Genomic DNA, 26,276 nt, shown 5'->3' on the forward strand with positions numbered 1-26,276 from the left:
CTGCACCGAGGCCTTGAACTGCGCGGCGGCCTTGAACTGCATGGAGGCAGTGCCATACTAGAAGGATGACCGACGCACAGAACACCCCCATCATCACTCCGGTAGCCGACCCCGAGGCAGGAACCCGCATCATCTTCCTACGCCACGGCCAGACCGACTGGAACATTGACCACCGCTTCCAGGGCGGCACCGACATCCCCCTCAACGACACCGGCAGAGAACAGGTCCGCACCGCTATCGGCGCCCTGAAGCAGGCAGCAGCTGAAGGCACCACCGTGGACGCTATCGTCTCCTCGCCGCTCTCCCGCGCCGTAGAAAGCGCCGAAATCGTAGCCGAAGGCCTGGGCGTACCCTACCGCGGTGCCGTTGACGGCTTCCAGGAACGTTCCTTTGGCGACTTGGAAGGGCAGATTGCTACCCGCGAGCTGATCCTCGCCTCCCGCCAGTCCAACAATGCTTTCAATGTGGAACCGAAGAAGGACTTCCTCGCCCGCTCCCTCGCGGCGCTGAACCGCGTCCGCCGCGAATACGAGGGTCAGACCGTTGTGGTCGCCGCGCACGGCATGCTGATTGCCATGACCATGACCGCCCTGGTCGCTGAACGCCACCCCGAACTGCTCAACGAGGACGGCATCTACCCGATCCCGGTAAACGCTTCCCTGACCGAGGTGCCCCTGCAGTACCTGGACAACGCAATCGACCGCCTGGTTGTGCAGCATCTGGAACCTGAGCTGGGCCCCGAGGAAGTACCGGCGGGCGCCGAGAACACGACCCTCACCCTGATTCGTCACGGCCAGACCGACTGGAACAAGGCGAACCTGATGCAGGGCATCACCGACATTCCGCTCAATGACACCGGTCGCGAGCAGGCACGCACCACCGGCAAGAAGCTCGCCGACATGGGTCTGGAGTTCACCGTGCTGGTGTCCTCGCCGCTGTCTCGCGCCTACGAGACGGCGCAGCTGGTCGGTGAGCACTTCGATCTGCAGGTGCACAAGACCTACCCCGAGCTGGTGGAACGCGCCTACGGTGCCGGTGAGGGCCTGGACATTCCCGCCCCCGAACGCCGCGCCCCCGAACGCTACTACCCGAACGTGGAATCCGAACGCGACGTGTACATCCGCGCGGTGCGTACCCTGCGCAATATCGTGCGTGAACTCTCAGAAGACTCCGGCGACCAGAAGATTATTGCCGTCAGCCACGGCAGCTTCATTCGCCGCGCCCTCTCCGCCGCAGCCGGTGAAGAGTGGACCGTGACCGTGCCGAACGCCGAACCGCTCACGATTGACGTACCAGGCCTGTTCGCGTGGGATTCGACCAAGCAGTTCGACGAGGTGGGTCGCCTTGTTTGGTAAAGGTTGGTCTGGCGCTCGCGTATGGCGGCTGATTCTCTGGCCGGTCACGGCGCTGTACTGCGCGGTGGTGGCGAGTATCGTGTTCGCCCCCGTGCACGTGGACGATAACGAGATGGGAGGCCGCCTGGCGCAGCTGCTGGACACCGGTCACGCCGAGGGGTGGCTGCCTGCGTTCATCACCTATTCGAGCATCGAGCAGCTCTCGAACGTCATCATGTTCATCCCGGGCGGGTTTCTCTTCGCCCTGCTGGTCAAACCGAAGGCTCGCCTGCATGTGCTGTACTCGGGATTTTTGGTCAGCGCCTGCATTGAGACGATTCAGAGTTTCATGCCTGATCGTACCGGCGACCCGGTGGATGTGCTGATGAACGGTTCGGGTGCCCTGCTGGGTGCGGCGGGTGCTTTGGGCGTGCATCGTTGGCGTCGTGAACGTCGTGAGCGTCAAGGTAAATAAAGTTTTGTGCCCGGTGGAGGCGCTGGTTTCGAGGATTCTCGCTGAGGATTTTCGGAGCTAGCGCCTCCACTTTTTACCCTGTGAGGGCGCCGTGTAGGTGTTGGATACTGTGCGGATGAGGGGGGAGCGGGAAAACCCAACAGTTCATTAGGTCAAACAGACATAAACAGGCAGTGACCTCCGATATAGTGTGGTTTCTGTAGGGAACATTCGGGTAATATTCCGGTAAATACAGCGTTTTATATTGACTTACCCACAAAAACCCACATAAAATCAAGTATTACCCTCAAGTGTTCTGCTGGCTCACTGAAACCATGTCTCTCACGGTTATAAAAGCCGAGCAGAACGCAGAAAAGAACGCACAGATTTCCTCCCACTAGCCCAAAGGAACACCAGATTTATGTTCGCAGAAGAACGCCGTGCCGAAATTGCAAAGCTTGTTGCCTCCGCACGTCGTGTCAACGGCGCTGACCTTGCGCGCCGTTACGATGTGACCATGGAGACCGTGCGTCGTGACCTCGCCGCACTGGAAGAGGCAGGTAAGCTCCGCCGTGTCCACGGTGGTGCTGTCACCATTGAGCAGTCCACCTCCCTGGAGTCCTCCATCTCCTCCCGACAGGGCATGAACACCCCCGAAAAGCGCCGCATCGCCACCAAGGCATACCAGATGCTGCGCGACTCCGAGGCGGGCTCCATCGTCCTGGACGCAGGCTCCACCATCGAAATTCTCGCCGACCACATCGGCGCTGAGAACTTCAGCCTCAAGACCGGCAATGACCGCATCGTCATCACCCATGCACTGCACATTGCAGTCAAGCTCGCCGAAGCCGAAGGCGTGACCCTTGAACTGGTTGGCGGCCAGCTGCGCAAGATGACCTGGGCTGCTGTTGGTGCACGCGCCGCAGAGCACTTCGGCACCATGCGCCCCGATATTGCTTTCATTGGTGCCAACGGTATTGAAGCCCACTTCGGCATCTCCACCCCCGGCATGAACGAAGCCATCGTCAAGACCGCAATTTGCAAGGCGGCCCGCCGCGTGGTCTTGCTCTGTGACTCCGCGAAGTTCGGTCAGGAATCCCTGGTCCGCTTCGCTGGATTTGAGGATATTGACACCCTCATTACCGATCGCGAGCCCGAAGGTGCCCTCCGTCAGGCACTCGAGGCCGCAAACGTTGAGATTGTGATTGCCTAATGATTATTACTCTGACCGCAAACCCCAGCCTGGACCGCACCATTGAACTGGGTGCGCCTTTGGCTCACGGTGCCGTGCAGCGTGCTGTCGGCGCCGTACAGGATCCCGGTGGCAAGGGCGTGAATATTTCGCGTGCCCTGCAGGTTTCCGGCGTGCCGACCCTCGCCATTGTGCCCGGTGAAGCCACCGACCCGGTGCTGACCGCACTGCAGGCTGTGGACGTTGAGTTCGCTAACCTGCCCACCGGTGAGCCGATTCGCTCGAACATCACCGTGGTTGACCCGGATGGCACCACCACCAAGCTGAACGCCCCCGGTACCGTTTTTGATGCTGAACTGCGTCAGAAGCTCGACGAGCTGGTGGTTGAGCGTTCCAAGGGTGCCGACTGGGTGGTTCTGGCTGGTTCGCTGCCTCCGGGTCTGGAACCGACCTACTACTCCGAGCTGGTTGCGGCACTGCGCGCCTCCGGCTACGAGGGCAAGATTGCTATTGATACCTCTGAGGCGCCGCTGATTGCGACCGTCGCCGGTGAGCACAAGCCCACCCTGATTAAGCCCAACTCGGAGGAGCTGGCTCAGCTGACCGGTAGCGATAACTGGGAGGAGCTGGAGGCTAGCCCCGAGCTGACCGCCCGCACCGCCCAGAAGCTGCTCGGCGACGGCATCGAGTACGTGCTTGCCACCCTCGGCGGCGGCGGTGCAGTGCTGGTCACTGAGCAGGGTATCTGGCATGCTGTGCATGAGCCGATTCAGGTTCGTAGCACTGTGGGTGCCGGTGACTCGTCGCTGTCTGGTTTCTTGATTGCTCACACCCGTGGTGAGGATGCCCCCGGTTGCCTGGTTCAGGCGGTAGCTCACGGTTCGGCTGCTGCTGCTCTGCCCGGTACTCGCATGCCTTCGCTGAAGCAGACCACTCCTGAGAAGGTCACTGTTCGTCAGCTGCAGCTCTAATTCGGGCTGTTTTCGCACCTCCAGCTTTTATTCTCAGAAGGGAATATAAGCTGGGGTGCTGTGCGCATATGTATACACATATACGCACGCTGCACACACAAACACACACTGCACACACTTTGAACTCATATAGGGGAGAAGCCCGGCACCGCTGAGCGAATCCCCGTCCCAAACACATACCCGAGGAGGGAATATGTCTAATCTGATCACCGCAGATCTCGTCCTGCTGGACGAGAACCTCGGCGAGACCCGATTCGACGTAATTGCCAAGCTCGCCCAGGCAGTCGTAAATGCCGGACGCGCTACCGACTTCGAGCAGCTCTACGCGGCTGCCGAGGCACGCGAATCCAAGACCGACACCGGTATCCCCGGCGGTATTGCGATTCCGCACTGCCGTAGCGCCGCCGTCACCGAGCCGACCCTGGCAATGGCACGCCCCAACCCGGCAGTTTCCTTCGGTGCAAAGGACGGCCCCGCCGACCTGATTTTCTTCATCGCTGCACCCGATGGCGCTGACCAGGCCCACCTGAAGCTGCTCTCCACCCTGGCACGCTCCCTGATGAAGAAGAGCTTCACCGCGTCCCTGCGCGAAGCCTCCTCGGCTGAAGAGATCGTTGAGCTGGTCAACGGTGCGCTCGGCGTGGGCGAGAAGAAGGCAGAGGCTAAGCCCGCCGAGGCTGCACCTGCCGCACCTGCCGCCTCCGCTCAGGAAACCCCCGCCGCTTCGGCTCCGGTGAAGAAGATTGTTGCTGTGACCGCATGCCCCACCGGTATCGCTCACACCTACATGGCTGCGGACGCCCTCAAGTACGCTGCTGAAGAGCTCGGCTACGACCTGAAGGTTGAAACTCAGGGCTCCTCGGGTAATGAGAAGCTGACTCAGGCTGATATTGACGCCGCAGACGCCGTGATTTTCGCGGTGTCCGTGAACGTGCGTGAGCGTAACCGCTTCGCGGGTAAGCCCTTCGTTGAGTCTCCCGTCAAGCGCGGTATTGACGAGCCTAAGGAAATGATTGCGGAGGCTCTAGCTGAGGCTGAGAACCCCAACGGTGCACGCGTTGCCGCTGCCGCATCCAGCGGTGAGGACAGCGCAGGCGCTACCGAAGGTGCATGGGGCTCGCGCATCTACAAGGCCGTGATGACCGGTATCTCCTACATGATTCCGTTCGTTGCTGCCGGCGGTATTCTGGTCGCCCTGGGCTTCGTTTTCGAGGCAATTACGGTGCCGAACCTTGGCGATGTGAACACCAAGGCGATTCTCGACTCGGCAACCCTGTTCAACCTCGGTGACGTGCACTGGACCCTGTACCTGGGTGCTGTTCTGCAGACCATCGGCGGTTTCGGTCTGAGCCTGATGGTTCCGGCTCTTGCCGCGTACATTGCGTACGGTTTGGCTCAGCGTCCCGGTATTGCTCCGGGCTTCATCGCCGGTTCGGTGGCTCTTGCGGTGAACGCGGGCTTCCTTGGCGGCATTGTTGGCGGTATTCTCGCCGGTCTGATTGCGTACGCTCTGGGCACCCTGAAGCTGCCCCGCTGGCTTGGCTCGATGATGCCCGTGGTCATCACCCCGCTGGTGACTTCTCTGGTTGCAGGCCTGGCAATGTACCTGCTGCTCGGTGCGCCCCTGGCTTGGGTTATGACCACCCTGCAGGATTGGCTGACCTCCATGTCTGGTGGTTCCGCTCTGTTGCTGGGTCTGATCCTGGGCGCCATGATGGCTTCTGACCTGGGTGGCCCCATCAACAAGGCTGCTTACCTCTTCGCAACCGCTGGCCTGTCCTCGGGTGCGACCGTGAACCAGGAAATCATGGCTGCCGTCATTATTTCCGGTATGGTTCCGCCGCTGGCTATGGCTCTGGCAACCACCCTGCGCCCCAAGCTGTTCAACGAGAACGAGCGTGAGAACGGTAAGGCTGCGTGGCTGCTGGGTGCATCCTTCATCTCTGAGGGTGCTATTCCCTTCGCTTCGGCTGACCCGGCTCGCGTGATTCCTTCGACCATTGTTGGTGGCGCTATTGCCGGTGCAATCTCCATGGGTGCGCACGTGGCTTCCCCGGCTCCGCACGGTGGTATTTGGATTATTGGTCTGGCACAGAACCCGCTGATGTTCCTGGCGGCTGTTGTTGCCGGTACCGTCGTTTCGGCGCTGCTGTACGTGGTGCTGAAGTCCCTGGGTGCCCGCTCTAAGGCATCCGCATAAAGGCCGTATAACCTCACCTTCATTTGATCGTCTGTTTGCAGGCGTGAGCGTGAAAAAACACGTTACACTGTAGACAAACCACAGATAGGACATGAACTCTATGACTACCTACAAGGGCGTCGGCGTATACGCCGGCCGCGTTATTGGCCCCGTTCTTCAGATGCCTAAGCCCATCGAGGAACCCAAGGACGGTCTGCGTCTGAGCGGCGAGACCGCTGAGGCTGCAGCGCAGCGCATTAAGGACGCATCGGTCCGCGTGAAGGAAGACCTGCTCGCTCGTGCAGAGCACGCTAGCCGTGACGGCAAGGCTGTTCTGAAGTCCACCTCTCAGATGGCTACCGACCGCGCACTGATTAAGAGCGCTATCAAGCTGGTTGAGACTCAGGAGATGGCTCCCGAGCGCGCAATTTGGGAGGCTGCAACCTCCTTCGCTGACCAGATGGCTGCCCTGGGTGGCTACATGGCTGAGCGCGTCACCGACATCCACGACGTGCGTGCCCGCATCGTTGCTGAGCTGACCGGCCAGCAGGCTCCCGGCATCCCCGTTTCTGATGAGCCGTTCATCCTGGCTGCTATTGACTTGGCACCGGCTGATACCGCGACTCTGGACCCCGAGAAGGTTATCGCTCTGATCACCTCTGACGGTGGCCCCCAGGCACACACCGCTATTCTGGCTCGCGGCCTGGGCCTGCCCGCTATTGTGGCGGCTAAGGGCGTGACCGAGATTGCTGACGGCACCGTCGTCTACGTGGAATCCAACGAAGGCATCGTTGATACCGAGCCGACTGACGCTGACCGTGAGGCAGCAATCAAGTACGCAAACCGTAAGCCCGTCGCTGACTTCGACGGTCAGGGTGTGCTGGCTGACGGCACCCGCGTTGAGCTGTACGCAAACGTTGGTGACGGCAAGTCCGCTGAGAAGGCTGCAAGCCTGAAGGCTGAGGGTGTTGGCCTGCTGCGCACCGAGTTCGGCTTCCTGGGCCACGACTCTGAGCCTTCTATCGAGACTCAGGCTAAGACCTACAAGTCCGTGTTTGACGCATTCCCCGGCAAGCACATTGTGGTTCGTACCCTGGACGCTGGTGCTGACAAGCCCCTGCCGTTCCTGAACGTGAACCCCGAAGAGAACCCCGCGCTGGGTGTTCGCGGTTTCCGTACTGACTGGACCGTTCCGGGCGTTCTGACCCGCCAGCTGGAGGCTATCAAGGCTGCTTCTGAGGACTCCGACGCTGACATCTGGGTTATGGCTCCGATGATTTCGACCACCTCCGAGGCACGCAACTTCGCGAACATGCTCAAGGAGATTGGCCTGCCCGTTCACGGTGTGATGGTTGAGACCCCCGCAGCTGTGATGAACGCTGAGGCAATCCTGGGCGAGGTCGACTTCGTGTCCATTGGTACCAACGACCTGACCCAGTACACCATGGCGGCTGACCGCCTGCTGGGCGACCTGGCGCACCTGAACAACCCCTGGCAGCCTGCAGTGCTGAAGATGATCAAGATGACCGTTGAGGGTGCTCAGCGTGCATCGGTCACCGCGGGTAAGAAGAAGTACGTGAGCGTCTGTGGTGAGGCTGCTGCTGATCCGGCTCTGGCTGTTGTTCTGATTGGTCTGGGCGTTGACACCCTGTCCATGAACGCTGGCGCTATTCCCGCTGTGGCTGCGGTTCTGAAGTCCGTGACCAAGGAGAAGGCACAGCAGATTGCGGCTATCGCTCTGCAGCAGATTTCTTCTGCTGAGGCGAAGGAGAGCGCACGCAAGGCTCTGCCGATTCTGGACGAGCTGGGCCTCTAAGCCTTAAAACAATTTCGGGCTGCCTGCCGCTTCTTGATGGGGTGTGCTGGGCGGTGCCTGAGTCCATGAAAATGCCGGGTGTAGAGTTTTATTTCTGCATCCGGCATTTTTTGTACTTGTTAGCGTATGGCTGAACGGTACAATTTATAGAGTAAGGGCGGGTCCTGAAGCGCCCCGTTCATTTAGAATAGGTACTGATATAGTTCGGTTCCTTGATCAAAGGAGAAACATAATGGCAGAGCGCGAAGCCACTATTGCAAGCCGTGTTGGCCTGCACGCACGTCCGGCAGCTATCTTCGCTGAGGCAGCTGGCGACCTCCCCGTCGAGGTCACCATCGCAGCTAAGGGCGAGCCCGCAGATGAGGCTATGGACGCTGCATCGATTCTGTCCCTGATGTCCCTGGGTGCAAAGCACGGCGACGTTGTTGTCCTGCGCGCTGAGGGTGAAGGTGCTGAAGAGGCTCTGGACTCGCTGGTTAAGATCCTCGAGACCGACCACGACGCTGAGTAATTGACTTTCGCCTCTGAAGTGACCCCGAGCGGTGCGCTTCGGATGCTGTGAAGGCTACAGCCTTAAAGCGTGAATATCCCGTCACTTCGGTGGCGGGATATTTTTTGTTATGAATAATTCATTTTTTATTGAGGTGTGAGTGGGGGTAGATGGGGGATATTTCTCTGCAAATCTTAATGTATATATAACCTTTATTTTTCCTCGAAAATAGCTCTAGAAATATCTCCCAAAATATCTTCTGTACAGTAGTGACCTGGATTTCTCTTCATATCAATGAACCTTTCTACCGTAAGTTCCGCAGAGCGCTTTTGCTCACAAAATCACCGGGCAGAAAAGTGATATTTCTGCTCTTCAGTGCTACCGCAGAATCGTGCCCTTGTTAGACTAAAAAGGCACTGTCTATCTGGGAGGGACATTGGCAGAATCGAGGAACACCCCCGCGACCCCCACATCGCGGGAAGCTTCGCATGCAGGCGAAGCAAACACTGCCGCAACGGAAGGAAGCGAGCAGAATACCACCGCGGGCTACATCGCTGGCAAACGCGGTTTTCCCCTGGTTTCACTAGACCAGGTCACCGACGAGAAATTGCGCCGCGTGCTGGCTCAGCATGCTACCTCCGCGACAAGCCAGGAGGGCACCGTTAAGGCAGAAGCAGTGAGTGAGGTGCTCCAGGAAGCTGCTGCCGACATGGGCATTACCCCGCAGGAGACCGCAGAGCCCGATTGTGGCCCGGAACTGTGCCCCCACGAGCACGATCATGGGGCGCGCACCGTCATTGACCCCTCCCTCGTGCCTGATGACGACCTGGATGCGTACCGTGAGGACCCTAACCCCGTCACATCCAGCAACTTGGTAACTGAGGCGGCGCTGACTCGCCCCTCCCAGCCGGTGCCCATGACCGGCATGATTCCGCAGGTGCCCAACTCTCACGCAGCCCGCCGCTTCGGCGCGGATCCTAGCGCAATGCCGAAGACCGGGCCTGTCTCGATGTCCACCACCTCCGTACCGCTGGTTGAGGGCGGCTCTCGCGGCCTGTTTGGGCGCGGTAGCGGTGGTCGCTGGGGTTCGCGTCGCTTCCGCTCCTTTGTGCGCACTGAGGAGGCGGCACCCGCCGCCCCGCGCGGTGCCCAGCGCATCGCGCAGCGCCAGTTCGTGCCGACGATCCGCTCTGAGGAGCATGAGCGCCGTGAGGCGTTCCGCCGTGAGAAGGAGTACGCCCGCGATACTCTGAACTTCACCCTGCGCCTGGCGGAGGCGATGTTCCACTACGGTGCGGACGCAATGGACGTGGACTCGGCGATTATTGCGGTCTCTTCGGCGTACGGGCTGGACTCGGTGGAAGTCGATATTACGAACCAGTCGGTGACCATCAACTACACGTCGGACCCCGATATTTACATGGAGTCCCGCATCGCCAAGCGCAATGCGAACGCTGACGAGCGCTTTACCCACACCCTGGTGCGTGTGGTTCGTTCCTCTACGGAGAACTACGAGGCGCTTTCTGAGGTGTACGGCCTAATCTACAAGATTACTCGCGGTGGTATGACCCTGGAAATGGCTGATTTGAAGCTGAACCAGATTACCCCCCGACCCAAGCCGTTCCCGCCTCTGGTGGTGTGGTTGGCGAACCTGGCGTGTGCCGGAACCCTAACGGCAGCGCTGGGTGCAAGTTTTGCGACGGCGTTGAGTGCGGCGATTATCTTTATTCCGGTGTACCTGCTGATTCAGTGGTTGAGTTCGATTGGTATTCCGGCGTTCTTCCGTATGGCTGCCAGTGCGGGTCTGATGACCTTCTTGGCGATTTGGCTGGGCGGTGAGGGATCCATTCTTTCGGTGTTGCAGCGTCAGGGGGAGGCGATTTCGGCGCCTCTGGTGGTGGCTGCGGGCATGATTATGTTCTTGCCGACTCCGCGCCTGGTGGGTGCCGTGCAGGACGCGATTAATGGCTTCCCGGTGACGGCTGCGGGTCGTTTCGTGTCTACGGGCATGAGCTTCTTAGGTCTGGTGGTTGGCATTGCGACCGCGGTGAGTGCGATCAATATTTTCAACGGCCCGACCCTGGATATTGAGCAGCTGCGTTTTGAGCCGACGACCCCGCTGGTGGCGTCTTTCTTCTTCATTGTTGCGATTGCGACCTTTGCGGTGACCTTGCAGACGAAGCTGGTGAAGGTCGGGTGGCTGATGGTCATTACGGGCTGCGGTTTGGCGGCGTATTACGGTTATGAGTTGCTGGCTGGCCCGAGTACTGGTCGCGGTCCGACGGCGTGTGCGGCGGTTGTGATCGGTGCGTTGAGCACATATTTTGCGTACCGTCTGCATGTGCCTCAGGCGATCTTCTCGATTCCGGCGATTACGTTCTTGCTGCCGGGTCTGTCGTTCTTCCGCGGCATGTATCTGTTGACGGTTGAGACGGACGTGATTCTGGGTATGCAGAATATGATTACGGCGGTTTCGATTGTGGTGGCGATGGCTTCGGGGGTTGCGTTGGGTAATTACACGATGCAGTATGCGCTACAGCGTTTTACGACTCCGCGAAACGTGGAACCGGCGGATTCTTAGCCCTTTTCAAGGTTATATAGCCAATATCGCATATATTGGATGTGGGGAAGGGGCGGTAGCCTGCGAGGTGAACTCATAAGCTACCGCCCCTTCACTATGCCCATTGCGCCAGCTCTCATACTGGCTCATGTGCTGCGCCTAGCGGACCGTCCAATCCACCGGCTCCGCCCCCTGCTGCACCAGCAGGGAATTTACGGTCGAGAACGGGCGCGAACCGAAGAAACCACGGCGAGCAGACAGTGGCGAGGGATGTGCCGACTCCACGCTCGGGTACGGCTGCAACATGGGTGCGCACTTGCGCGCATCCGCACCCCACAGCAGGCCAACCAGCGGCTGGTTACGCGCCACCAGTGCACGGATAGCGCACTCGGTGATTTCCTCCCAACCCTTGCCGCGGTGCGAACCCGCATCAGACTCACGCACCGTCAAAACCCTGTTGAGCAGCATGACACCCTCATCAGCCCAACAGGACAGGTCGCCGTGATTAGCCGGGGCGATACCCAGATCGTCTTCAAGTTCCTTGTAAATATTGTTCAGCGAACGAGGCAACGGCATACCGCGGTGCACCGAGAACGACAGACCCATCGCATTGCCCGGAGTAGGGTAGGGGTCCTGACCAATAATGAGGACCTTCACCTGGCTCATCGGGCGGCGGAACGCATTGAAAATATCGGCGGCAGGCGGGAAAGTGCGGTAACCCGCCGCGTGCTCCTCACGCAGGAAAGCGCCCATCGCGTGAATCTGCTCTTCGACGGGGGCGAGGGCTGCCGCCCAATCCTCGCTCATAATGCTGCTGAGGGGCTGGTTCATAAATCTCCTCGGGGAATCTCCTGGTGCTGACGCGACCCGGACGGTGACGGGGCCGGGCGCGCTACGGTTACTTCTCTTCTAGACTGAAGTTCTCTTCTAGACTGAGTTTCTCTTCTAGACTAGGGGATGACGAATACTTGCGGTAGGCGACGCCAACCGCGGCAGGTGAACTACAGACAGGAGGGAACATGGCAGAACAGGAACGCGCCGAAACCACTGAGATCCAGGCAGAGGCAGGGGCTCATGCGGAGGCAGAGAACCAGGTAGAAATACAGAATCAGCCGGAAGCGCAGCAGCAGCCCGGTGGCCTGACCCCGGTGGAGCGCCGCATCCTTGAGGTGGAGCGCCGCCGCTTCAAGCACCAGGGTTCCAAAGAGAAGGCGATTATCGCCGCCGGATTCACCCCGATTGCCTACTACCAGCGCCTGAACGTGATGCTGGACGATGAGCGGGTACGCGCCGCAGCGCCGCAGATGATCGACGTTCTGCGCGTCCGCCGAGACGCTGACTAGGGGCTCAAACTGGGGGAGTCGTGCGAGCTTTCCAACTCCTGCTTTCAACCCCGCGCACCTCAAGTTCAGCTAGAGATTGAACACTGTGCGGTGCCCGTCTCTTTCACAGCCGGTTGCGGGGCGTTCACGTTGGTTCTCGCTAGTTGAGACGGTACTCTAGGTACTAGAACACCAAGACCGTACCTTCCGTAGCCGCGCGATGCGTCAGCCCATGCGCCAGGCAGGACGGTACGGTACCAGCCGGTAAACAGAGACCCGTGAAATGAGGATAAATGAGCTACCCCCGCGACGAATTTGACGAGGTAGACGAAAACACCGCCCGCCGCGGAACCTACCGCGCGGTCAATGCTGACCCGGCAAAGAGCCCCAAGGGTGCCATCCCCCTGGTAGCTGCAGGCGTAGTTGGTCTGCTCATCGGCGGCGCAATGTACGTGTACGCGCCGCGCACCGCCTCCCCGCAGTATTCGGCGTCCACCGCGAAGAGTAGCTCCGCCCCCGCAAGCGCCTCTGCGTCCTCTGCTCCGGCTAAGGCTTCCGCCTCGGCAAGTGCTACGAAGACCGGTCTGGCTGAGTCCATCTCTGTGGCGGTCTACAATGCGGCGGCTCCGGCGGGTAGTGCATCCCGTGCGGCGGCTCTGCTGACCGGCTACACCATCAACGAGACGGCAAACTACACGGGTGTGGCACCGGCAACCAGCGTGGTCTACTACGCTGAGGGCTACCAGTCGCAGGCACAGAGCATCGCCTCGAAGCTGGGCATTACTCAGGTGCGCCAGGCGACCGCCAACGTTGAGATGGGCAACCACGAGGTCATCGTGATTCTGTCGTCGGATTACACCGCCTCCGCTACTGCCGCGGAATAGGTTTAGGCGGTTGCTCGGGTGATTCTAAGCCCGCGAGTCTAAGCCCTCGAATCTGAGCCCGCGCCTACTGTTTCTGCCATAACGACTTCTGCTCAACCCCACCCGTGCATTCCCACTGATGCACCGGTGGGGTTGATGCTTGTAACGCCCCTTTTGGTGGGGTTGATGAGCGCAGATTAAGCACTGGGCGATTAACCCTTCAACCTTGGGCTTAAACGTTTGCTCCATGCCGGTGCGGGTGCCACAATTGATGTAGCATTCGGGTGCTTTATGCCCTACTCTGCCCGCGCCTCCGTAACGGGGGCGTTGTGGAGGGGCAGCCACCCGATTTTAGATGTACCGCACCCGCAGGGGTGAAGGAAAAAATCCGATCGTCCAGGAGGACACTTATGGCAAAGCTCATTGCTTTTGACGAAGAGGCACGCCGCGGCCTTGAGCGCGGTTTGAACACCCTCGCCGATGCAGTGAAGGTGACCCTCGGCCCCCGCGGCCGCAACGTTGTGCTGGAGAAGGCGTGGGGCGCCCCCACCATCACCAACGACGGTGTCTCGATCGCGAAGGAAATCGAGCTGGAGGATCCGTACGAGAAGATTGGTGCGGAGCTCGTCAAGGAAGTTGCTAAGAAGACTGACGACATCGCAGGTGACGGTACCACCACCGCTACCGTTCTGGCTCAGGCACTGGTTCGCGAGGGCCTGCGCAACGTGGCTGCTGGCGCTGACCCGCTGAGCCTCAAGCGCGGCATTGAGAAGGCTGTTGAGGCTGTGACCGAGGCTCTGCTCTCCTCCGCGAAGGAAGTTGAGACCGAGGAAGAGATTGCCGCAACCGCGTCTATTTCCGCTGGTGACGCTGAGATCGGCAAGCTCATTGCTGAGGCAATGGAGAAGGTCGGCAAGGAAGGCGTCATCACCGTTGAGGACTCCAACACTTTCGGTCTGCACCTGGAACTGACTGAGGGTATGCGCTTCGACAAGGGCTTCCTGTCCGGTTACTTTGTGACCGACCCGGAGCGTCAGGAAGCAGTCCTGGAGGACCCCTACATCCTGGTTGTGAACCAGAAGATTTCGAACGTTAAGGACCTCGTCCCCGTCCTGGAGAAGGTCATGCAGTCCGGCAAGCCGCTGCTGATCGTTGCTGAGGACGTTGAGGGTGAGGCTCTGGCTCTGCTGGTGCTGAACAAGATGCGCGGCTCCATCAAGTCTGTGGCTGTGAAGGCTCCGGGCTTCGGTGACCGCCGTAAGGCTCAGATGGCTGATATCGCTATCCTGACCGGTGGCCAGGTCATTACCGAAGAGGTTGGCCTGTCCCTGGACGCAGCAACCCTGGACATGCTCGGTTCCGCTCGCAAGGTCGTTGTGACCAAGGACGAGACCACCATCATCGAGGGTGCAGGCGACGCAGCAGCTATCGAGGGTCGCGTGGCTCAGATTCGCGCAGAGATCGCTAACTCTGACTCCGACTACGACCGTGAGAAGTTGCAGGAGCGCCTGGCTAAGCTTGCCGGTGGCGTAGCCGTGCTGAAGGCTGGTGCCGCAACCGAGGTTGAGCTGAAGGAACGCAAGCACCGCATTGAGGATGCTGTGCGTAACGCTAAGGCTGCTGTTGAGGAGGGTATCGTCCCCGGTGGTGGCGTTGCTCTGATTCAGGCCGGCGTGAAGGTCTTCGACAAGCTGGAGCTGACCGGCGATGAGGCGACCGGCGCGAACATTGTGCGCGTGGCTATTGACGCACCGCTGAAGCAGATCGCTGCTAACGCTGGCCTGGAGCCGGGCGTTGTGGTTGACCGCGTTCGTTCCCTGCCTGCTGGTACCGGCCTGAACGCTGCAACCGGCGAGTACGAGGACCTGATGGCTGCCGGTATTGCTGACCCGGTGAAGGTGACCCGTTCGGCTCTGCAGAACGCTGCGTCGATTGCTGGTCTGTTCCTGACCACTGAGGCTGTTGTTGCGAACAAGCCGGAGCCCGCTGGTGCGGCCGCTCCCGGTGCGGACGGCATGGCAGGCATGATGTAATAACTTTTTGTCCCTGATGGGGCAAAAAGTTATGGAATCCGTGGCGCGCGAAGCGTGACACGGTGGTGACCTGGCGCTGGTACTCAAACCGGCGCAGGTCCACGCATCCGTATGAGGCGGGGGCGGCTACCCACGATGGGTGGCCGCCCCCGCTTTTTGTGTGCTTGTTTCTGATGCCCGCGCATCCTGCGTCTTTGACGGGCCGGCGGCGTGCCGGCTCGTGGAGGCGGTAAAATGGTGCCCCTATGGAATGTGCCTATTTTCGTGATGACCTCTGCTCCTCCTGCCCCAGCATTGAGACCGCCTACACCGCGCAGGTGCAGGCGAAGCAGGAGCATGCCCGCGCCCTGCTTGCCGCGTACCCGCAGCTGCAGTGGCTGGATCCGGTGACCAGTGCGGAGGCGGGCTTCCGCAACAAGGCGAAGCTTGTGGTGGGCGGTTCGGCGAAGAACCCGACCCTCGGCATTGTGGATTACCGTACGGGCGCATCCACTGATCTTGGCGAATGCCCGCTCTATATGGAGCCGATTCAGGCGGCTATTCCGGTGCTGCACGAGCTGATTCAGCGCGCAGATTTGACGCCCTATGACATTCCGAACCGTCGCGGTGAGCTGAAGAATATTCTGGTGACGGCTTCGGCGGCGGGCGAGCTGATGGTGCGTTTCGTGCTGCGTTCGAAGAAGCTTCTGGTGCCGATTCGCCGCCAAATGGACTGGCTGAATGAGCGGCTGCCGAACCTGGCGGTGCTGTCGGTGAACCTGCTGCGTGAGCCGGTAGCACGTGTTGAGGGTGACGAGGAGATTATTCTCTCGGAGCGTCAGACCCTGCCGATGCAGGTGAATGACCTGACCCTGCATTTGCGTCCGCAGAGCTTCTTCCAGACGAACACGAAGGTCGCTGAGGCGATGTACGCGCAGGGTCGTGAGTGGGTGCGTGAGGTGGCTCCGCGCTCGCTGTGGGATCTGTACTGCGGTGTGGGCGGTTTTGCCCTGCATGCCGCTTCGGTGATGGATGGCGGCTCGGTGACGGGCATTGAGATTAGTGCGGAGGCGGTTGCTTCGGCACAGCGCACGGTCGCTGAGTACGGTCTGGAGGGCGTGGACTTTTCGGCTCAGGATGCGCCGGAGTTCGCGGTGTCTTCGGGCGCGGTGCCGCAGATGCTGGTGGTGAATCCGCCGCGCCGCGGTATTGGTGAGAGCTTGTGTGCGTGGATTGAGGGTTCGGGTATTGACCGTGTGGTGTATTCGAGCTGTAACGCGGTGACTTTGGCGAAGGATCTGGAGCGTATGCCCTCGTATGCGCCGGTGCAGGGCCGTGTGCTGGACATGTTCCCGCATACGGACCACTATGAGGTTATGACGTTGCTGAAGCGCGGGTAGGTTTCTCGGGTCAAGCGCTCATTCCTATCCCAAGTCCGCGAGCAGATACATAACACTAGGGCGCGAGCAGGTGATTTTTGGCCGAGCAGGTAGTATTTTTCCTGCATGCTCGGCCAAAAATCACCTGCTCGCGGTGTTATCAGGGTTGCCCGCAACGTGGCGGAGGTGAGGCGATGATGCCCCGAGGCGATATACAGAGCACAGTCATGCACCCGCACGGCTCTTTGCCTCATTCCGCGATTCCTGCGCCCGTATCGCTCGCGCAGTCGGGCCGAGAATGAACGTGAATACGGTGGCGATGATGAAGAGTGCCCCTCCGGTAACAATGGTGTTGATCGCGCCGAACGCTGGTACCGCCCATCCGGTGATGAGGTACCCGACCATACCCGCTAGGGAGAAAACCACACCCATGAAGCTGTAGACGCGCCCGCGCATGTGTTCGTCGATAGCGTCTGCGAAGAGGACTTGCCCGAGCACTTCTTCGGGTCCGTAGAACATGCCCCAGATGAACCAGAGCACGAGTACCGCCCACAGCGCCGGGTGTAGTCCCATACTCAGACAAACGGCGCCGTAGCCGAGTCCGGAGATGCACATCCACCCGCGTTTGGTCATACGCACCCGCCCGGCGCCTGTACCGACGCCGAGTTTGGCTGAAAGCCAGGAGCTGATCACGCATCCGGCGGCGTAGACGGAAGTTGCGATTCCGAAGGCGGTGTAGTCGTGCCCGAGGCCGCGGGTGAGGTATTCGAGCATGGGCAGGGTGGTGATGGGTACGGCGGCGATGGAGAGGAACCAGAAGGTGAGCATACCGCGCACGATGGGGTTGTGTGCGGTGTAGGCGGCGCCTTCGCGCAGGAGTCTGCCGGTGTGGTGTTCCTGCACGGTGGCGGTGCGTTCGGCGTGGGTGAGGTCGTAGTTGCGTATGGTGGCGACGGTGAGGGCAGCGAGCAGGTTGAGGGTGCCTGCGAATCCGACGGCGAGGGCTGGGGTGGTGAAGGATGCGACGGCGGCTGCGATGGTGGGGCCGAGGGTTTGGGCGAGGAAGATGAGGCTGCCGCGGCGTGCCATGTATTTTTGGTAGTCGTCGCCGAGCAGGGAGGGCATGGCGGCGGAGGCTGCGGGGGATGAGAAGGTGCCGAAGGTTGAGACGAGGAATGCGATGGTGAGGAAGGCGGGTAGTCCTGCGGCGGCGTAGAGGGCTGGGGATGCGATGAGTAGGGCGGCGCTGGCGAGCCTGAAGCTGACGGTGAGGGTTTTGCGGTTGAATTTGTCGGCGATAGCGCCTGCGAATGGTGCGAAGAGGATGACGGGGACTGCCTCGACGACCATGACGATAGCGGAGTGGGCGAGGTCGCCGGTGGCGCCGTAGGTCAGCAGGGGCATGGCGATAGCTTGGATACTGGACGCAAGAGCATCAGAAACCTGCGCGGTCAGGAGCGTGAGCTGCCCGCGTGCGTTCAGCGGCGTTGCTGATGTGGGTTTTGCGGTCGCGTCTGATGTGTTTGTTGGAATGCGCGACGCAGGTGATTCAGGGTGCTCAGGCGAAGGGTCTGTGGTGCGTCTCATAATACTGTGGATTCTATCACGGGTAAGAACGCTGTAACCGAGGCGAAACAAGACACAAGATGCGCGAGCAGATAACAGTCCGTTATCTTCTCGCCGAAATATTATCTGCTCGCGGTGTTATCGGGGTTGCCCGCAACCGGGCGGTGGCGTCTCGGGCTGGTTGTGTCCGAGGCGCCACCGCTTTTTCGTTCCCCTCTAGCGGGCGTGAAATCCTAATCCTACGCCGCGAAATCCTGCGCGGCGAGAATACCCGCCGCGTACGCCGCCTGACCCACGTGCTGGGTTGCGTCGTCAATCAGGCTGACCAGGCGCATACCGCGAGTTACCGGCGGAGTCCACGAACGGTCAATAATCTCGCTCAAATCAGCCTCGCTCAGTGTCTGCGCGTAGTCGGCAAGCGCCTCGTCGGTCGCCACAAGGTATTCCACCAGCAGGGCAGAATCTTCAACCACAATGGAGCGTGCTTGCTCGGCGGTGTGGCCGTAGCCCATGGTGTCGCCGAGCTCGCCCAGGTTGAAACGCTCCCTGAAACCCTGAGTCTCCCAGACCTGCGGCTGACCGTTCAGGGCGGAAAGCTGCATGTCCATCTGCCGTCCGGCGTGCCAGAGTAGCCACGCAATAGAGTTCGGGTGCCCGCCCGGGTGGGCGTTGAGCGCCTCAGCTGATAGCCCCTTGACGGCTACGGCGGCTTCGATGCCGGGGCGGCTGGCGGCGTCACGCAGAATGTCGTGGGTTTTCATGGAATCCTCCTGAAGATGCTGGCTCCTCGCAGGGAGCCGGGTAGTTTCAGTCTACGCCCGCGTGTTCGCTGCCTTGAAAGAGTCGCCTTGAAAGAGTCGGTTTGGAAGAAAAAATGTGACGCTCGGGAATAATACTTATTTCTTTCCGTTGAACTCTGTGAAGACATCATCATCTAAATTTCACAGGAGAATATTATGACCACCCCCGCTCAGCTGCACTTTGACATGGTCGTCATCGGCTTCGGCAAGGGCGGCAAGACCCTCGCCGGCGCATACGCCAAGACCGGTAAGAACGTTGCCCTCATCGAACAGTCCAGCGGCATGTACGGCGGCACCTGCATCAACATCGGTTGCGTACCCACCAAGGCGCTCGTGCACCGCGCCGACGAGTTCCGCGCCAGCGGCGAGCGCAGCCTTGAAGAAGCAAACGCCGCCTACGAATCCGCCGTGGTTTTCCGTGACAAGCTGACCGGCATGATGCGCGCCAAGAACCGCGAGATCCTGCTGTCCAACGAGACCGCTAAGCTCATTGACGGTCACGCACGTTTCATCTCCGACACCGAGGTTGAGGTCACCGCGGGCGAGGACACCCTGCGCGTTACCGCCGACTACTTCATCGTCAACACCGGTGCCGTTTCTATTATCCCTCCGATTGAGGGTATCCGCGAATCTGAGCGTGTGCTCACCTCCACCGAGCTGCAGAAGCTCACCCCGCGCCCCAAGCGCCTGGGCATTATCGGTGGCGGCCCCATCGGTGTTGAGTTTGCCGGTATTTTCTCCTCCTACGGTACCGAGGTGACCATTCTGGACGGCGCACCCGCCCTCTTCGGCCGCTACGATGAGGACGTTGCCCAGGTTGCCCGCGAGATTATCGCAGACCAGGACATTGCCGCTCATACCGGCGTGCGCGTGCAGTCCTTCAAGGACGGCGCTGACTCGGTGACCGTGACCTACCTCGACTCCGAGGGCGCTACCCGGGAGCTGGAGGTGGACTACGTGATGGTTGCGACCGGCCGCAAGCCCGCCACCGAGGGTCTGGGCCTGGAGAACACCAGCATCGAAACCAACGACCGCGGCGCAATTGTCGTGGATGAGCACCTGCGCAGCACCGTGCCGAACATTTTCGCGCTCGGTGACGTGAACGGCGGCCCGCAGTTCACCTACATCTCCATGGATGACTACCGCGTGGTGCTCTCCCAGCTGGTCGGTGACGGTTCCCGCTCCACCAAGGACCGCAAGGCAGTGGCTTCGACCATTTACATGAACCCGCCGCTGTCTTCCGTGGGTCTGACCGAGCGTGAGGCAATCGAGGCTGGCCACAAGGTGAAGGTCGCTTCGAAGCCGGTTGCCGCGGTTGCCGCGATGCCGCGCGCTAAGACTATGGAGAACCCGCGCGGCATCATGAAGTTCGTGATTGACGCGCAGAGCGACCAGATTCTGGGCGCCCAGCTGCTGGTAATCGAGTCCATGGAGGTTATTAACCTGGTGGCTCTGGCGATGCGCCACGGCATTACTGCTTCGCAGCTGCGCGATGAGATTTACACTCACCCCTCGATCACTGAGGGTCTGAATGAGGTTCTTGCCGTCGCGGCGCCCGTAAATTAGTTGAACTAGAATCGCGGCTGAATTCGCGGTTCGTATAGCGTTTCTGCTTGTCCGAGTGCTTCCCTGCCCGTTCCTCCCGTTGTGCTATCAACGGGGGTGCGGGTGGGGAAGCATTTTTGTTAAAGTTCAGATATACCTTGTAGCTAAGCATGCCCTAAGATGGTTATGAGATAAGCGCAAGCTCACCGATTGGGTGGTCAGCGCGAGAGGGCTCGGAGGAGACACCCACTCGCGGCTACACCCACCACAGCACACCGCCTGCGCCGCGCATACAACCGAAAACCATAGGCACAAACCGGGAGAATCATGGCACTGCCCAAAATCAAGCCCTACACCTACATTGACCGTGAGCACAGCAACCGCGTGAACTGGCCCGTGGACCCCTCCCGCGCTGTACTGCTCGTACACGACATGCAGGTACACTTCGTCCAGGCTTTCGAAGGGGCCAACCTGGGTGAGGGTAACAACAACCCGGACGCCCAGATTAACATCGCCATTCGGAACCTGCGCCGCCTCATTGACGCCGCCCACGCCGCCGGAATCCCGGTCTACTACACCGCACAGCCGCCGCGCCAGAACCCCGAAGACCGCCGTCTGCTCATCGACTTCTGGGGCGACGGCCTGCAGAACGACGAGTCCGCCCGCGTGCTCGACGAACTGGCACCCACCGACCGCGACACCGTGCTGACCAAGTGGCGCTACTCCGCGTTCGTGCGCAGCCCCTTCGAGGACCTGCTCAAGGAGTCCGGTCGCGACCAGCTCATTATCGGCGGCGTGTACGCGCACATTGGCTGCCTGACCACCGCCCTGGAGGCGTTCATGCGTGACATTCAGCCGTTTATGGTTGCGGATGCGCTCGCCGACTTCTCGGAGGAGGAGCACCGCACGGCGTGCGAGTACGCTTCGGGTCGTTGCGCCCGCGTGCTGAACACCGCCGATGTGCTCGCAGACCTGCAGGCTGCTGAGACTGCTGAGGCTACTGAGGAGGCGCGCGCATGAGCTGGGTTATTGTGACCGGTGCGAACGGCGGTATTGGTGAGGCTACCGTCCACCAGCTGATTAAGAACGGTTATTCGGTATTTGCGGCTGACCTGGCGGAACAGCCCATTACCCCCTTCGGCACCTACGGGGATGCTATCTTCCGCTACCGTTCCGTGGACGTGACCAGCGAAGAGTCCGTTATCGCCCTCGCAGAAGCCGTGGCGGCACTCGACGAACCCATCACCGGTGCGGTGCTCGCCGCGGGCATCGCCCACAGCCAGCCGCTACTGGAAACCAGTTTCGCCACATGGAAGCGTCTGCACGCGGTCAACTCCGACGGCGTGTTCCTGTGTCTGCGCGAATTCGCGCGCATCATGATTGACCAGCAGGAGAGCGACCCGGCGAACAGCCGCTCCCTGGTGACGGTCGCCTCCAACGCGGCACGTGTGCCCCGCGCGGAGTTTGGTGCCTACGGTGCATCGAAGGCCTCGGCGGCGCGCGTGAGTTCCAGCTTCGGTCTGCAGCTTGCCGCGCACGGTATTCGCGTGAACTCGGTCTGCCCCGGCACCACCCGAACCCCTATGGTGACTGACGCCTGGGAGGGCGAGGACCGCTCCGCCCTGCCGGTTGCCGGTAACCCGCAAACGTTCCGTCTGGGCATTCCGCTGCGCCGTATTGCCGACCCGGCGGATATTGCGGCGGTCAACGCCTTCCTCATCTCGGAGGCGGCCCGCCACATCACCATGCAGGAGATTGTCGCCGACGGCGGCGCGACCCTCTAACGGCACCCCGCGTCCGGCGTTTAGATGCCCGGCGCGAACCCACACACCACTGATAGAAGTACGATGACGAACCTTCCCGATTTTATCTTTGCCACCGGCACCCGCGTCCTGCGCGCATCCGGTGCGATGACCCCTGTAACCTTCGATAATGCCCTGGACGAGGCGAAACGTGCCGGTAGCGCCGTCGTGGGTCTGATTCCTTTTGACCCCGATATGCCCGCCTACCTCTTCGTGCCTGAACGCCTGGAGGAACAGCAGGTACCGGTACCCGAGCAGACTGTGGCGCTTGCCGAGCCGGTATCGGTCACCGGCCGGCAGAACGACCGGTTCCGTGCCGCCGTTGCGACCGCCGTGGAGCGCATGAAGGCGGGTGAGCTGAGCAAGATCGTGCTTTCGCGTGTGCTCACCGCCCGCTACGCACCCGGCGCCCTCAACCTGGAGGCGCTGTACAACAACCTGCGCGCCCAGCAGCGTTCCGCGTTCAACTTTGCGGTGCGCCTGCCCGATGGTGAGCGCGGCATGAGCGGAAGCTACCTGATGGGTGCCTCCCCGGAGCTAGTGTTCCGCACCGAAGGCCGCGCCTTCAAGACCCACCCGCTTGCCGGTAGCGCCCCGCGCATTGCCGAGCCCGGTAGCGCCGAGGACGAGGCGATTCGTGACCGCCTGTTCGCCTCGCCGAAGGACCGCCACGAGCACGCCTACGTCATTAACGATATTGCCAAGCGCCTGGCCCCCATCGCCGAGGAGCTGAACGTACCGCAGGTGCCCTCGCTGCTGCAGACCCCGCAGCTTTGGCACCTGGCGACCCCCATCGACGGTGTGCTGAAGGAGGGTTTGACCTGCCTGGACGGTGCCCGCGCGATCCACCCGACTCCCGCGATTTGCGGTGCCCCCACTGAGAAGGCGCTGGAGCTGATTCGCCAGCTGGAGTCTTTCGAGCGCCGCTACTTTGGCGGCCTGGTCGGCTACATGGACGCCGAGGGTAACGGCGAGTGGGCGCTGGTGCTGCGTTGCGCCCAGGTCAGCCCGGACGAGGCGGTCCTGTACGCTGGCGCGGGTATTGTGGCTGAGTCCGACCCGGAGCTGGAGCACACGGAGACCGGTACGAAGCTCGGCAGCTTCGGTCGCGCACTGGGCGTGGATACCCTGGGCGAAGATACCCCTTAAGCTCTGCCTAGAACGCCTTGACGAGGCAGAATACAACGGCTGAATACGGTGACTTCATAAAACGACGGAACGCGCTCGCTGGCATGGCGGGCGCGTTCCGTCGTTGTATGAGTTGGTAGGGGATTGAGCGCGACTAATCGGTGAGCAGGCGCTTGAGCTCCAGAGGGGTAGCCACCGGCAGAAGCTCGACCTCAACCTGCACGGGCTCACCCTGGGCTGGCTCACTATGGGCAGGGTTCTCAACGGCCAGGGCGATGAGCATCTTCTGGGCGTGCTCGGGGTTCTCCGCGTCGGGGAGCGCCACGGGTACCCACTGCAGGCTAAAGCTTCGCTCGGCAGCCTCGCCACCCTGATTACCGCCCTGATCGCCGCCGCCCTGAGCCGCGGGCGCGCTAAAGGTCGCTTGGGCGGTCAAGCTGTCCTGAGTCAGTACGCGCAGGGCGCCAGGCTCGGGGGTGCCACCGCCCAGAAGGTCCCCCGGGACCTCCTCGTTCATGGCAAGTTCGAGCGCATCCAGCAGGCCATCGGTGAGCTGCACCCGAACCAGGGACGGCACTACGCTCAGGCCGTGGCCGGTCGCCTTGAGTACCGCCTCCTTAGCGGTCCACAGCGCCACAGAGAGCAGGTGCAGTACGGGCGCGGGGCGTTCCTGCGCCACCCGCTCATAGAACGTGCGTTCTTCATCGGAGAGCGCCAGGCGCGCAAAACCGGAGAACAAGCGAGCATCCAGGGTCTCAACATCCACGCCGAGCACCGCCGAGGAATTACGGCTAAACGCACCCACCACCAGCGGATTCACCTGCGACATATTGAAATTTACGCCCGCAATACGCGGCTTACCGTGCTTCTTACCGCTGGTGCACAGGGTGCAGGAACGATTCACCTCAATCTCAGAAGCAGCACTGGACGGCACATCCAGACGAGCTGCCGCCATAGCGCGCATGAGCGCCTGAGTGCTCAGGTAGCTGACCGCCGCCGTGGAGGTCGGCAACTGCGCCGCATGCTGCTGCTCGGCAAGACCCAGGTAGCTCAACCAGCTAAAACGCAGGGAACCGTACATGGTGCGGGTGGGAAGAGCGAAAATCTGCACGCGCTCGCTCGGACGGGCGGTAGGGCGCTCCGGGCGCTGTGCGCTGGGTGTTTCGGGGGCAGAATAGCTCATAGGTTTAGTGTACCCGCCCGGCAATACGGCAATGGGCGCTACAGGGCTGCTTGAGGTTGTCCACAGCTGCGACCGCGCGCTACGCACCCTCGCCGCCGGTGCGGTAAAGTCATCACAGACATCATTACGGACAGCCGCCCGCACAATAGAGCGGCGGTGCAGAAAGAAGGTACCGTGAACAGCACGCAAGAGATCATTGCCGCCGCAGACGGCTCGGCGCTGGGCAACCCCGGACCGGCGGGCTGGGCATGGTATATCGACGACGACCACTGGGCGAGCGGCGGCTGGGCGCACGGCACCAACAACATGGGTGAGCTCAAAGCTGTCCTGGACCTGTTCGAGGCGACCGCATCCCGCCCGGAGGCGAAGCTGCGCGTGTACTGCGATAGCCAGTACGTCATTAACTCGCTGACCAAGTGGATGCCCGGCTGGAAGAAGAAGGGCTGGAAGAAATCCGACGGCAAGCCTGTGCTCAACCGCGACCTTCTGGAGGCGCTGGATCAGGCGCTGACCGGCCGCGACTACGAGTTTATTTGGGTGAAGGGCCACGCGGGTCACGAGCTCAACGAAAAGGCGGATTCCCTGGCGAATGGTGCCGCGCGCGCCTACCAGGAGGGCCGTGAACCCGCGCACGGTCCCGGCTTCGGTGTCTCTGCTGAACCCACTACTGCGGCTGAGCCTGTGGAGGCTCCGGCTGTTGAAGTGCCGATTGTGAACGCTCCGGTTGCAGAACCTGCCCTCTCTGACGTTGCGCTCTCTGATTCGGCGCCCTCCGAGTCTTCCGCGGACGCCCACCTGCCCATGCAGGAATTCACCGCAGCCGAGATCGAGAACGCCCAGCGCGGCGTGGAGAGCCTGCGCCTGTCCGGTCTGTTGCGCCCCGCCTCCGCGGTGAACGCCCCCGACCCGGAGGCGGTCCGCACCCGCAAGGAACAGCTGGCGCTCGCGGCAGAGCGTGCCGCTGAGCGTGACGCAAAGGCACTGGCACGCCAGCAGGAGGAGACCGCTCAGCAGGCATCGAGTGCCGCGCAGGCGGAAGAAGAGGATGACCTGACCGGTCTGGAAGAGTTCGCAGGTCTGGACCCGAACGATGTTGACCCGGCGGAACTGCTGGGCGAGACGGAAGCGCACGCAGAAGAGCAGGCGGTAGAGCCCGCCGCGGCGCCCGCACAGACTGTAGAGCCCGCTCAGGTTGAGGCACCCGTGAAGGACGCACCCGCTTCTGCCCCTGCGGCACCCGCGGCACCCGCTCTGAACCCCGAGGAAGCCGCCGCCGCAGAACAGCTACTCGAAAGCCGCGGCTCCGTCATGGAGGCACCGCAGCTGGAGTCCATGCTGCACGAGCGTCTGGTGTGGGTGACCGCCACCGGTAAGTCGGTGTCCCGCTCCTCGGTGCTGCAGTACCGCGAACGCGCCTTCACCCAGCAGGGTGCCCCACTCAAGCAGGGTATGCAGGTGCTGGATTCTTCCAGCGTGCTGGTTATGGCGGCGGTTGCGACCGCGCGTGGTCGCGTGAGCCGTTCGAGCATTTGGCATTACGATGCTGAGCGCGGCCTGTGGCGTCTGCGTTTCCGCCAGGAGACCCCTGCTTCCTAAAGCTCAGCTCCTAAAGCTCAGCTCCTAAGGAATGGGCTCTTGGGCGCAAAGATTTCCGTGCAATAAAACCCCGCCGCATCCTCA

Annotated in this window: 21 protein-coding genes; 17 read left to right on the forward strand and 4 right to left on the reverse strand. The window is 61.2% G+C overall.

Going from position 1 to position 26,276, the window contains the following annotated elements:
* The first annotated feature begins 65 nt into the window (after nt 1-65).
* The 8 genes from HMPREF2928_RS01475 to HMPREF2928_RS01510 all read left to right on the forward strand — a co-directional run bounded on the left by HMPREF2928_RS01475 (nt 66) and on the right by HMPREF2928_RS01510 (nt 11,017).
* Nucleotides 66-1,355, forward strand: a complete 1,290-nt coding sequence (locus tag HMPREF2928_RS01475) for a histidine phosphatase family protein (RefSeq protein WP_070616138.1) — start codon at nt 66-68, stop codon at nt 1,353-1,355.
* The gene (locus HMPREF2928_RS01480) at nt 1,345-1,809 is read left to right on the forward strand and encodes a VanZ family protein (RefSeq protein ID WP_070687119.1); all 465 of its coding nucleotides are present in this window, start codon (nt 1,345-1,347) and stop codon (nt 1,807-1,809) included. The genes HMPREF2928_RS01475 and HMPREF2928_RS01480 overlap by 11 nt, the downstream gene beginning before the upstream one ends.
* Nucleotides 1,810-2,209: 400 nt before the next feature.
* The gene (locus HMPREF2928_RS01485; RefSeq protein WP_005504500.1) at nt 2,210-3,001 is read left to right on the forward strand and encodes a DeoR/GlpR family DNA-binding transcription regulator; all 792 of its coding nucleotides are present in this window, start codon (nt 2,210-2,212) and stop codon (nt 2,999-3,001) included.
* The gene (locus HMPREF2928_RS01490) at nt 3,001-3,951 is read left to right on the forward strand and encodes a 1-phosphofructokinase family hexose kinase (protein ID WP_070687121.1); all 951 of its coding nucleotides are present in this window, start codon (nt 3,001-3,003) and stop codon (nt 3,949-3,951) included. Before HMPREF2928_RS01485 ends, HMPREF2928_RS01490 begins: the two co-directional genes overlap by 1 nt.
* Nucleotides 3,952-4,144: 193 nt before the next feature.
* On the forward strand, nt 4,145-6,151 hold the full coding sequence (locus HMPREF2928_RS01495) for a PTS fructose transporter subunit IIABC (RefSeq protein WP_070687123.1): 2,007 nt from the start codon (nt 4,145-4,147) through the stop codon (nt 6,149-6,151).
* 100 nt (nt 6,152-6,251) lie between these two features.
* Entirely contained in the window at nt 6,252-7,946 is a 1,695-nt protein-coding gene (gene ptsP / locus HMPREF2928_RS01500) for a phosphoenolpyruvate--protein phosphotransferase (RefSeq protein WP_005504505.1), read from the forward strand.
* Nucleotides 7,947-8,178: 232 nt separating this feature from the next.
* Nucleotides 8,179-8,457: an HPr family phosphocarrier protein gene (locus tag HMPREF2928_RS01505; protein WP_005504506.1), complete on the forward strand. Its 279-nt coding sequence runs from the start codon at nt 8,179-8,181 to the stop codon at nt 8,455-8,457.
* A 415-nt stretch (nt 8,458-8,872) separates the two neighbouring features.
* Nucleotides 8,873-11,017, forward strand: coding sequence for a threonine/serine exporter family protein (locus tag HMPREF2928_RS01510; RefSeq protein WP_070687125.1), 2,145 nt, complete (start codon nt 8,873-8,875; stop codon nt 11,015-11,017).
* A 138-nt stretch (nt 11,018-11,155) separates the two neighbouring features.
* Here HMPREF2928_RS01510 and HMPREF2928_RS01515 read toward each other — a convergent pair whose 3' ends face one another.
* Nucleotides 11,156-11,827 carry a uracil-DNA glycosylase gene (locus tag HMPREF2928_RS01515; protein WP_070687127.1) on the reverse strand — a complete coding sequence of 224 codons (672 nt, stop codon included), beginning with the start codon at nt 11,825-11,827 and terminating at the stop codon, nt 11,156-11,158.
* 188 nt (nt 11,828-12,015) lie between these two features.
* Between HMPREF2928_RS01515 and HMPREF2928_RS01520 the strand changes: the two genes are divergently transcribed.
* The 4 genes from HMPREF2928_RS01520 to rlmC all read left to right on the forward strand — a co-directional run bounded on the left by HMPREF2928_RS01520 (nt 12,016) and on the right by rlmC (nt 16,593).
* Nucleotides 12,016-12,339 carry a DUF3263 domain-containing protein gene (locus tag HMPREF2928_RS01520; RefSeq protein ID WP_070687129.1) on the forward strand — a complete coding sequence of 108 codons (324 nt, stop codon included), beginning with the start codon at nt 12,016-12,018 and terminating at the stop codon, nt 12,337-12,339.
* A 272-nt stretch (nt 12,340-12,611) separates the two neighbouring features.
* Nucleotides 12,612-13,202 carry a LytR C-terminal domain-containing protein gene (locus HMPREF2928_RS01525; RefSeq protein WP_005508172.1) on the forward strand — a complete coding sequence of 197 codons (591 nt, stop codon included), beginning with the start codon at nt 12,612-12,614 and terminating at the stop codon, nt 13,200-13,202.
* Nucleotides 13,203-13,591: 389 nt separating this feature from the next.
* Complete coding sequence (gene groL / locus HMPREF2928_RS01530) at nt 13,592-15,214, forward strand: chaperonin GroEL (RefSeq protein ID WP_005504512.1); 1,623 nt, start codon at nt 13,592-13,594, stop codon at nt 15,212-15,214.
* Nucleotides 15,215-15,459: 245 nt separating this feature from the next.
* Entirely contained in the window at nt 15,460-16,593 is a 1,134-nt protein-coding gene (gene rlmC, locus HMPREF2928_RS01535; RefSeq protein ID WP_070633687.1) for a 23S rRNA (uracil(747)-C(5))-methyltransferase RlmC, read from the forward strand.
* Nucleotides 16,594-16,797: 204 nt separating this feature from the next.
* Here rlmC and HMPREF2928_RS01540 read toward each other — a convergent pair whose 3' ends face one another.
* On the reverse strand, nt 16,798-18,159 hold the full coding sequence (locus HMPREF2928_RS01540) for an MFS transporter (RefSeq protein WP_246823142.1): 1,362 nt from the start codon (nt 18,157-18,159) through the stop codon (nt 16,798-16,800).
* 218 nt (nt 18,160-18,377) lie between these two features.
* Nucleotides 18,378-18,899 (reverse strand): mycothiol transferase, encoded by a 522-nt coding sequence (locus HMPREF2928_RS01545; RefSeq protein WP_049363487.1) that lies wholly within the window; start codon nt 18,897-18,899, stop codon nt 18,378-18,380.
* A gap of 195 nt (nt 18,900-19,094) precedes the next feature.
* Here HMPREF2928_RS01545 and HMPREF2928_RS01550 point away from each other — a divergent pair, with 195 nt between their 5' ends.
* From HMPREF2928_RS01550 to HMPREF2928_RS01565, 4 genes are all read left to right on the forward strand, one after another.
* Nucleotides 19,095-20,504: an FAD-dependent oxidoreductase gene (locus tag HMPREF2928_RS01550; protein ID WP_070687131.1), complete on the forward strand. Its 1,410-nt coding sequence runs from the start codon at nt 19,095-19,097 to the stop codon at nt 20,502-20,504.
* Between the two features lie 306 nt (nt 20,505-20,810).
* Nucleotides 20,811-21,503: an isochorismatase family protein gene (locus HMPREF2928_RS01555; protein ID WP_070687133.1), complete on the forward strand. Its 693-nt coding sequence runs from the start codon at nt 20,811-20,813 to the stop codon at nt 21,501-21,503.
* Complete coding sequence (locus HMPREF2928_RS01560) at nt 21,500-22,267, forward strand: SDR family oxidoreductase (RefSeq protein WP_070687135.1); 768 nt, start codon at nt 21,500-21,502, stop codon at nt 22,265-22,267. The genes HMPREF2928_RS01555 and HMPREF2928_RS01560 overlap by 4 nt, the downstream gene beginning before the upstream one ends.
* 63 nt (nt 22,268-22,330) lie before the next feature.
* The gene (locus HMPREF2928_RS01565) at nt 22,331-23,434 is read left to right on the forward strand and encodes an isochorismate synthase (RefSeq protein WP_049340914.1); all 1,104 of its coding nucleotides are present in this window, start codon (nt 22,331-22,333) and stop codon (nt 23,432-23,434) included.
* A 133-nt stretch (nt 23,435-23,567) separates the two neighbouring features.
* Here HMPREF2928_RS01565 and HMPREF2928_RS01570 read toward each other — a convergent pair whose 3' ends face one another.
* Nucleotides 23,568-24,596, reverse strand: coding sequence for a 4'-phosphopantetheinyl transferase family protein (locus tag HMPREF2928_RS01570; RefSeq protein WP_083311362.1), 1,029 nt, complete (start codon nt 24,594-24,596; stop codon nt 23,568-23,570).
* A 174-nt stretch (nt 24,597-24,770) separates the two neighbouring features.
* On the opposite strand from HMPREF2928_RS01570, the gene HMPREF2928_RS01575 reads away from it, so the two are divergent.
* Nucleotides 24,771-26,192, forward strand: coding sequence for an RNase H family protein (locus tag HMPREF2928_RS01575; RefSeq protein ID WP_070687137.1), 1,422 nt, complete (start codon nt 24,771-24,773; stop codon nt 26,190-26,192).
* The last annotated feature ends 84 nt before the right edge of the window (nt 26,193-26,276 follow it).

The organism is Rothia sp. HMSC072B04, from assembly GCF_001813725.1.
GTDB lineage: Bacteria > Actinomycetota > Actinomycetes > Actinomycetales > Micrococcaceae > Rothia > Rothia mucilaginosa.

Coding starts and splice junctions, on each gene's coding strand:
- HMPREF2928_RS01525 (WP_005508172.1), top strand. CDS start 12,612: ATGAGCTACCCCCGCGACGAATTTGACGAGGTAGACGAAAACACCGCC.
- HMPREF2928_RS01515 (WP_070687127.1), bottom strand. CDS start 11,827: ATGAACCAGCCCCTCAGCAGCATTATGAGCGAGGATTGGGCGGCAGCC.
- HMPREF2928_RS01495 (WP_070687123.1), top strand. CDS start 4,145: ATGTCTAATCTGATCACCGCAGATCTCGTCCTGCTGGACGAGAACCTC.
- groL (WP_005504512.1), top strand. CDS start 13,592: ATGGCAAAGCTCATTGCTTTTGACGAAGAGGCACGCCGCGGCCTTGAG.
- rlmC (WP_070633687.1), top strand. CDS start 15,460: ATGGAATGTGCCTATTTTCGTGATGACCTCTGCTCCTCCTGCCCCAGC.
- HMPREF2928_RS01540 (WP_246823142.1), bottom strand. CDS start 18,159: ATGAGACGCACCACAGACCCTTCGCCTGAGCACCCTGAATCACCTGCG.
- HMPREF2928_RS01520 (WP_070687129.1), top strand. CDS start 12,016: ATGGCAGAACAGGAACGCGCCGAAACCACTGAGATCCAGGCAGAGGCA.
- HMPREF2928_RS01545 (WP_049363487.1), bottom strand. CDS start 18,899: ATGAAAACCCACGACATTCTGCGTGACGCCGCCAGCCGCCCCGGCATC.
- HMPREF2928_RS01505 (WP_005504506.1), top strand. CDS start 8,179: ATGGCAGAGCGCGAAGCCACTATTGCAAGCCGTGTTGGCCTGCACGCA.
- HMPREF2928_RS01475 (WP_070616138.1), top strand. CDS start 66: ATGACCGACGCACAGAACACCCCCATCATCACTCCGGTAGCCGACCCC.
- HMPREF2928_RS01550 (WP_070687131.1), top strand. CDS start 19,095: ATGACCACCCCCGCTCAGCTGCACTTTGACATGGTCGTCATCGGCTTC.
- ptsP (WP_005504505.1), top strand. CDS start 6,252: ATGACTACCTACAAGGGCGTCGGCGTATACGCCGGCCGCGTTATTGGC.
- HMPREF2928_RS01570 (WP_083311362.1), bottom strand. CDS start 24,596: ATGAGCTATTCTGCCCCCGAAACACCCAGCGCACAGCGCCCGGAGCGC.
- HMPREF2928_RS01490 (WP_070687121.1), top strand. CDS start 3,001: ATGATTATTACTCTGACCGCAAACCCCAGCCTGGACCGCACCATTGAA.
- HMPREF2928_RS01555 (WP_070687133.1), top strand. CDS start 20,811: ATGGCACTGCCCAAAATCAAGCCCTACACCTACATTGACCGTGAGCAC.
- HMPREF2928_RS01485 (WP_005504500.1), top strand. CDS start 2,210: ATGTTCGCAGAAGAACGCCGTGCCGAAATTGCAAAGCTTGTTGCCTCC.
- HMPREF2928_RS01560 (WP_070687135.1), top strand. CDS start 21,500: ATGAGCTGGGTTATTGTGACCGGTGCGAACGGCGGTATTGGTGAGGCT.
- HMPREF2928_RS01565 (WP_049340914.1), top strand. CDS start 22,331: ATGACGAACCTTCCCGATTTTATCTTTGCCACCGGCACCCGCGTCCTG.